Here is a 7,793-nt window from a genome sequence, read left to right as displayed (position 1 = left end):
GTCGAGATCTGCTTGGGCACCAGTCCGAGCCAGGCGCCGAAGTCGCGGCCTTTGGAGAATACGTCTCCAGTGCCGATCGCGGCCACCATGGCGCTCGAAATGATTGGCCCGATGCCAGGCACCGTCATCAGGCGCGAACATGCCTGATCTTGATGGGCCAGTGCTTCGATCTCGCCGGATAGGCCATCGATGCGCTGATCCAGCCGGCGCCAGTCGCCTGCCAACTCCTCGATGACACGCAACATGCGTGGCGACAGGGCATCGGTGCGCGTCGCAAGGATGGTGGGCAGTTCCGTGCGCAGGAAGCCGATACCCTGGCGCACGGCGATCCCGCGTTCCAGCATGAAGGCGCGAATCTGGTTGATGATGCCGGTGCGTTGCGACACCAGCCGCTCGCGCACCCGATGCAGCGCCTGCAGATCCAGTTGCTCCGCGGTCTTGGTCGCCACGAACTTCATCGTCGGGCGCTGCACGGCTTCGGCAATCGCTTCGGCATCATTGAAGTCGTTCTTCTGTCCCTTGCTATAGGGGCGGACATATTTGGCCGGCATCAACCGGGCATCGTGACCAAGCGATGCGAGTTTGCGGCTCAGGTGATGTGCGCCGACGCAGGCTTCCATGCCGATTAGGCAAGGCGGTATATTGGCGAGCCGCGCTTCCACTTGGCCACGTGACCATTTTTGCCGCAGCACGATGGCACCGCGCGCATCGTGGCCCACGACGTGGAACGAGTTCTTGCCGATATCGATGCCGATCACGGCGATTGCGGTATTGGGTGTCTGAGACATGGCGTGCTCCTCGTCTTTGGCGCCCCTTGCCAGCTTCGCTTGCTGGCGGGGCAGGAGCACGGCCGGACCATCCCATTACCGGAAGTCGGCCTCTAGGCAATGGTATGTCGTCCCATTCCGGCCATCGACCCTTTCCAGTATCGGACGTTCATTCAGTGTCGTGGTTGTTCGGCAAGCGTCGTCGAGACCATAGCCAGCCAGTCGCATTTTTCAGGCCGCCATATGGTGTTCCGCTCGTGAAACCAAGGTCGCTGCTGCGACGTTATCCTTGGAAAATGTGGTATTCTTGCAAAGCAGGAAGCGCTTTTGATCTCCGACTGGCAGCGGAAATGTCCTCGTCCGATGGTACAAGTGAAACCAGTGACGCAGCCCGCCGACGGCGGAGAAGGAGCAACACCTTACTGCTGGTCTTGGCGGTTGGATTTCTTATTTTTGGCGCCGCAGCGGGCGCACTGTATTATGCGTTGCAGCCGGTAACTCTCCGGATTGCGGTCGGACCGCCGGGAAGCGACGATCACAAAGTGATTCAGGCGACGGCCGGGGCCTTCGCCAGCGAAAGCAGGACAGTCAGGCTGTCTCTTATCACGACCGACGGCGCGGTCGAAGCCCTCGCCCTGCTTGGTGCTGGGAAGGCCGACCTTGCAGTCGGTCGTGGCGATCTGGAGATGCCGGCCGACGCACAGACCGTCGCCATCGTGCGTAAGAACTTCGTTGTGCTGTGGGCGCCTTCCGGACTTGCGGACAAGAGCTCCAAAAGAAAGCCCGCGCTGAAAATCAAGGAGATCGCCGATCTCGCAGGGCACAGGGTCGGTATGATTGGCCTGACGCCAGCGAACGCCGCGTTGCTGCGGGTCATTCTGAGCGCCTCCGGCGTGGAGGCGGACAAGGTCGGGGAAACGCAATTTGGCACGGACCAAATCGAGGAGCTGGCGCGCGACCCGACTCTCGATGCATTTATGGCGGTCGGTCCGCTCGATAGCAAAATCACCTCCGACGCCATCACCGCGACGGCCCGGTCGCGAGGCGAGCCGCGATCGAGGCATCGGAAGCCATCGCCCTGAAGCACCCGCGTTATGAATCCGAGGAAATTCCACCCAGCATCTTCAATGCGAATCCGGCCTGGCCGGACGACAAAGTCGAGACCGTCAACGTCAGCCACCTGATCATGGCGCGAAAGGCTTTGTCTCAAACGACGGCTGCGGCATTTTTCCGGCAGCTATTCGCCGTCCGTCAGGCGATTGCCAGGCAAGTGCCTGGCGCTGCGCACATCACCAAGCCGGACACCGAGAAAGACGCCGAGCTGCCGGTGCATCGGGGAGCGGCAGCTGTCATCGACGGCACCGAACGCACCTTCCTCGACAGGTACGGCGATTACTTCTGGTTTTCGCTCCTGCTTCTTTCCGGGATCGGTTCGGCCGGCGCCTGGTTGCGTCACTATTTGAATCGGGATGAAAGGGCGAAAACACCAGCCATCGCAACAGAATCCTGGCCATGGTTTCCAGCGTACGCACCGCGGAATCCAACCGGGAACTGCAGGCGATGCAGCGCGAGGTCGACGCCATCATAAGTGAAACGCTCGAATGTTACGATGACGGCGCCATCGAGGAAGAGGAACTGGCGGCCTTTGTTCTGGTGCTCGAACTGTTCAATCACGCCGTCGTCGAGAGGCGCGCGGCATTGCAAGCGGACACGCTCGAATCGGCTCGCGGCGCGGCGAGAGGCCATAGCCTCACGTCTCAACGATGACGTAGCGTGTGCAGACAGCGTGCGCGTAACCCGCGAAGGAATTTCCGCTGTTGAAGGTTTGCGGATGCCGGCCCCATGACGGTGGTGCCGCGCGCACGGGGCCGGCGTACGCAAACCTTCAATGGAGGAAACCGCGGGATGTGTGGCGAGGTGGCGCGTCAGACGCTATGGGGGATTTGACGGCTGTCGTGCCTGAATGTGAGCACAACTTTTACGATATGGCACGAACTTTGCGAATGGGGAAAACACCTTTCGCCGCTCCTGTAATTTCAAAGAGTTACGCGTTGTAAAAAGGGCACATATTGCAACTTGTGCGTTATGTGCCTGATGGCAGCCTTTCTACCGCATCGGCCGAACAAATATTTCCACGTGACAGCGTCCAACAGAATTGTTTCGAGCTCGCCTTATACACCACTCGCGATCATGACTGCATCTCCGATCGCATCGGTTCGGGTATTCGAAACGTCCGCGATGCAGATGTCGTCGCGCTACGTCCGGTGCGCTCCCAACGCCGTCGATGATAGATCGCGCGATCATCATGCTGACCGATCGTCGATTCTGGGGCCGTGCTTCTGGCCCCTCATCGTCAGGTAAGACGCTCCATCGTTCATCCATTATTGGCACGCCCATGCCGCCCGCCGCAGCGCCCTACCGCGCGAGCGGTTTAGTCGTGTGCTGGGCATATTCAGTAGCTTGGAGGTGAAAGTCCTCCACCCAACCTGATGGAGGTGAAGGGTTAGCAAGAACGCAAGGGCTGTCGCCGCGAGGCGAGGTCTGAAGGAAGCGTCGAGCAAACGTGCGAGTCGATGGACAAGAGTCGGACGAGCGGGCGACTTACCGCGAAGTCCATATCCATCAAGGATGCGAAGCGTAGATCCGGCGACGGTGCACGGAAAGCGACTGAACTTACCCCAGGAGATCTGCTCGGTGTCGCTTCGGCGACTGAGAGCGCCGTGAGGCGGTCTGACCGCAGGGCAGAAGTCAGCAGAGGGCGTATTAGGTCATGTCGTCGGCAAGGCTAGTGAGGCACTCCGTGCCGAAAGGCGGAGTCAACAGATAGGTCGAGCCGGGAACGGTGGCTGAAGGCCCGAACGAGAGGAGAGGCAAGTAGGACATGAGTCTCGAAGGCGACAAGCGGCTGAACATCCAGTTGAGACTGGACTTCTCATCGGTGCCGACGGGTGAAGCCCGGCAGGCGGTGGGGAAGACATCGAATCGCTTTCGGTGGTGAATGAGCCCGAACGCCCAGCCAACACGTATCGAATCATGGAGGAAGTATGTGAGCGAGCAAACCTGAAGGAAGCATTGCGGCAAGTGAAGAGCAACAAAGGTAGTGCGGGCGTCGACAGGATGACTGTCGACCAATTCGGCGACTATCTGAAGCAGCACTGGCCGGCTATTCGGGAGAAACTGCTGATCGGGACCTACGAACCGAAACCGGTGAGGCGGGTGGACATCCCGAAGCCGGATGGAGGAGGGGTGCGAAAGCTCGGCATCCCTACCGTGCTGGACCGCTTTGTCCAGCAAGCGGTGATGCAGGTGCTGCAAAAGCGGTGGAACCCGACGTTCTCCCAACACAGCTATGGGTTCCGACCGCGCCGATCGGCACATCACGCCGTGGCTCAAGCGCAGCAATATATCGCTGCAGGCTACAGCTGGGTGATTGATCTCGATTTGGAAAAGTTCTTCGATCGAGTCAATCATGACAAACTGATGGGCCAGATCGCCAAACGCGTCGAGGACAAGCGGTTGCTGAAGCTCATCCGGGCATTCCTCAATGCCGGGGTGATGGAGAGCGGACTGGTCAGCCCGAGCGTGGAAGGGACTCCGCAAGGAGGACCGCTTTCGCCACTGCTCAGTAACCTCGTGCTCGACGAACTCGACCGCGAGCTGGAGTACCGGGGACACCGCTTCGTTCGTTATGCGGACGACTGCAACATCTACGTTCGCAGCGAACGCGCGGGTCAGCGGGTGATGGAGAGCATCACGCGCTTCATCACACAAAAGCTCAAGCTCAAGGTAAACGAGGCAAAGAGTGCGGTGGCACGACCGCAGGAACGGAAGTTCCTCGGGTTCAGCTTTACGGCTGGTCCGGACATCAAGCGCACGATTGCGCCGAAATCTCTGGACCGGTTTAAACAGCGAATCCGGGATATCACGCGAAGGGCCAAGGGCGTCAGCATCAAGACGACAATGGAGGAACTGGCCCAGTATATGCGGGGCTGGCGCGGCTATTTCGGCTTTTGCGAAACGCCCGAGGTGTTGATCGCCCTCACGCGCTGGGTCCGGTTGCGATTGCGGGCCGCTCTTTGGCGCCAATGGAAAACACCAGGACGTCGTCGAGCAGCACTCATCGCGCTGGGAGTCTCGGGGGAATTGCGCAATACGGCCGGTAGCGGCCGTGGACCATGGCATATTGCCCGGAGCAAAGCCCTCTCTGTCGGGCTCTCCAATGCCCACTTCAAATCGCTCGGTCTCCCGACCTTGATCGAAGCGCGTTAGCGTAACTTCTCGAACCGCCGTATACGGAGCCGTACGTACGGTGGTGTGGGAGGGGCGGAGCCGCGAGGCTCCCCCCTATCCCGATCGATGGCACCAAACGGACATAGTGTCGGTGCACGGCGACTTCCGAATCCTCGGGGCAAAGCGGACATCGAGACGACGCGCTGATACATCTGAAATTGGCGCAACACGTTGCCTGAAGGGCCCCGGGTAAAGGCGGCGTGTGGGGTAACGTGGTCGAACCCAAACGTGGGGTCTCTTGCCGGATAGCGTCAGGCGGCAATACCGCGTGAAATTCCCTGTTGTTTCGTGATAATTCCCTGTTGTTTCGTGATAATTCCCTGTTACCCCGAAGTATTTCCCTGTTACTTGGAGGAGGGAACGATCGCAAAAGTGTTGCGGGGCAGCCTTTTCTCGGCTAGGCAGCCCCGTGTCAGAGCCCAAAATCACAAATTTCCCTGTAAAATTCCCTGCTAGCAGGGAATTGCAGCGGAGACCGGTGCGATCATCACTGCGTCGCCAGCCAATTGATATTGTTCGTCTAAATCGCCTTCCATTGCTTCATTTGGAAAGGCGAGTTCCGCTGCCCGTTGAAGAAAAGACGTCGCTATTTTCGTTCGCCGCCATTTATTGTCGGTGCAAGGACGCAGTCATCGGTGCATCGATGGGAGAAGCGGGTCCGGTTTCACTATGGCGGTCTCGCTGCCGGGATTCGGAACCGCATTGCGTTGGAGGTCCGCAACGGCGAGGCGATCTGACCCGTTGGATGCGACGGCATCCAACGGGTCAGCTAATGTTGCAGGTAGCGTAGTAACTCATGCGACTGATTTCACTCCGCCCGAAGCGGAGTTCGTAACCCTCGTCCGGCCTGTTGGCTGCTGTCTTGGCAGGAGCTGCAGAAAGTGAAACCGCGCCTGCTCCGCTTCCGGGGCGAAGCGGGCATCAGGCTTATCCAGTCCGTTTCCTGGCTAGCCCCATCAACGTACGAGCGGTTGTCAAGTATCAACCGCAACGTTCATGCCTCGGCACGGATCTCTTCCACCAACGGTATTTTCAGCCCGCAAAATGCCTGACATGGAAGAAGGGATTGAACGGTTCGACCGTTTGGGAACGACGGAAAAAGGAGGCGGAGCGCGGGCACAGCGGCGCGCGATGTGCCGAGCATCAGTGCAGCATGCGTTCGTCCTCGATGCTGTCTCCGTTGCGCAACAGCCGACGTGCTCCTCGTCTGGAACAGCATTTGCGACTCCACACTCGAAGATATTCGGCTCAGTGTTCGGAGAACCGGGATGGCGGATCGAGTGTTTTTCATACCCATGGATTTGAGCCCGGGGGCCGCAGCGCGAAAATGCCCGCGGTCTTTTCATTCTAGGATTCGTCTGCACTGCTGCAAAAATGAAAAGAGCAAGACATTGGGCGATAGGCGTTACTTGATCATTGAAGGTCGTTGTCAGCTGTCGTGATCGCGTTGCAAGTGTAACGCGTGATGGCGCGGCTCGCGCGAAGGTGACCGCTCGGACGGGTCGCGGCTAAGCTTTGGCTTCAAATCCACGAGGTCGATGAAAGCGTCGGCCTGACGCCGAAGTTCATCGGCGATCATCGGAGGATGGCTGGCAATGGTTGAGACGACGGTGACGTGAACTCCTCGACGTTGCATTGCCTCGACCAGCGGGCGCAAGTCGCCGTCGCCTGAGAAAAGAATCATCTGATCCATATGCTCGGCAAGCTCCATGGCATCAACAGCGAGCTTGATGTCCATGCTGCCCTTCACCTTGCGATGGCCGCTGGCGTCGATGAACTCCTTGGCCGCCTTGGTGACCACAGTATAGCCGTTGTAGTCGAGCCAATCGATCAAGGGACGGATCGACGAATATTCCTGATCCTCGATGATCGCGGTGTAGTAGAAGGCGCGAAGTATTGTGCCGCGACTTTGGAATTCCTTGAGCAGTCGCTTGTAATCCACGTCGAAGCCAAGCGTCTTGCTGGTCGCATGAAGATTGGCGCCATCGATAAGGAGTGCGATCTTGGTACAGCAAGATGACATTTGGGCAATGGTTCCCAAATCGGACAACAAGGCATTAGAGACATCAGTTCACGTTGTTTGTACAAGAGTTAGGAAGCCATCAAGCGTCGCCAGATTCAGGTCGTCAAGGAAGGGCGCGGCAAAAAGAGCGTGTGCTTTGCGCCGCCACGAAAATGCGGGCCGCAGCGGCATGTGAGTGGACTTGCCCACTAAACCATAGAGTGGGGCAGGGTCTTGTTGTGGCGCGGAGCGACGCCCGCCGGGGACGAAGAACATCCGCTTGAGCTTGTTGATGGCGCGAACGACGTAGCCGAGCCCGAACGGAATGGTCTGGCGGAAGAAGGCGATTTTCTTCACATGGTGCTCGACATGCCATTTGACGTGCGCACCGTGGCGGAACAAGATCACGTCACCGACGCCATAGCGCCTCGGCGGCATGCCCTCGCTCTCGAGCACGATCGATCCTTCGAGGATCATGATGGTTTCGTCGACATCGTAGTACCAGTTGAACTTGCCCTCGGTGCAGGACCAGATCAGGGTCCTGGTGGTGCCGCATGCGCTGGTTGACAGCTCGCGCGAGCGGGCTTCCGGATTGCCCTCAAGGATCCAGGATGGCTCGATCGGCGACGGCTTGAGATCCATATTGCAATGGCCGGTTTCAATAAGCGCAAGCGACATCGATGACCTCCACGGATTGAATCAGTATGCATGGCTTCAAAAATACCCGGTAGCGC

3 protein-coding genes and 2 pseudogenes are annotated in these 7,793 nt (G+C 58.8%); 2 read left to right on the top strand and 3 right to left on the bottom strand.

The window, feature by feature from the left end; translation table 11 throughout:
* Positions 1-788: IS110 family transposase (locus JQ624_RS36210; protein ID WP_212423653.1), on the bottom strand; the 788-nt coding region annotated here is incomplete at its 3' end.
* Between the two features lie 329 nt (positions 789-1,117).
* Between JQ624_RS36210 and JQ624_RS36205 the strand changes: the two are divergent.
* Positions 1,118-2,534 (top strand): annotated as a pseudogene (locus tag JQ624_RS36205) (TAXI family TRAP transporter solute-binding subunit).
* Between the two features lie 1,314 nt (positions 2,535-3,848).
* Positions 3,849-5,036 (top strand): group II intron reverse transcriptase/maturase, encoded by a 1,188-nt coding sequence (gene ltrA, locus JQ624_RS36200; protein ID WP_312014554.1) that lies wholly within the window; start codon positions 3,849-3,851, stop codon positions 5,034-5,036.
* A gap of 1,450 nt (positions 5,037-6,486) precedes the next feature.
* Here the strand turns inward: ltrA and JQ624_RS36195 are convergent.
* Positions 6,487-7,080 carry an NYN domain-containing protein gene (locus JQ624_RS36195; protein ID WP_212423658.1) on the bottom strand — a complete coding sequence of 198 codons (594 nt, stop codon included), beginning with the start codon at positions 7,078-7,080 and terminating at the stop codon, positions 6,487-6,489.
* Between the two features lie 222 nt (positions 7,081-7,302).
* A pseudogene (locus JQ624_RS36190) lies at positions 7,303-7,737 on the bottom strand (cupin domain-containing protein); the annotation flags it as partial.
* Positions 7,738-7,793 lie beyond the last annotated feature (56 nt).

Origin of the sequence: Bradyrhizobium sp. AUGA SZCCT0283 (assembly GCF_018130385.1) — a bacterium.
Lineage (GTDB): Bacteria > Pseudomonadota > Alphaproteobacteria > Rhizobiales > Xanthobacteraceae > Bradyrhizobium.
The sequence above is the reverse complement of the archived record's forward strand: the minus strand, read 5'-3'. Positions and strand labels throughout refer to the sequence as shown.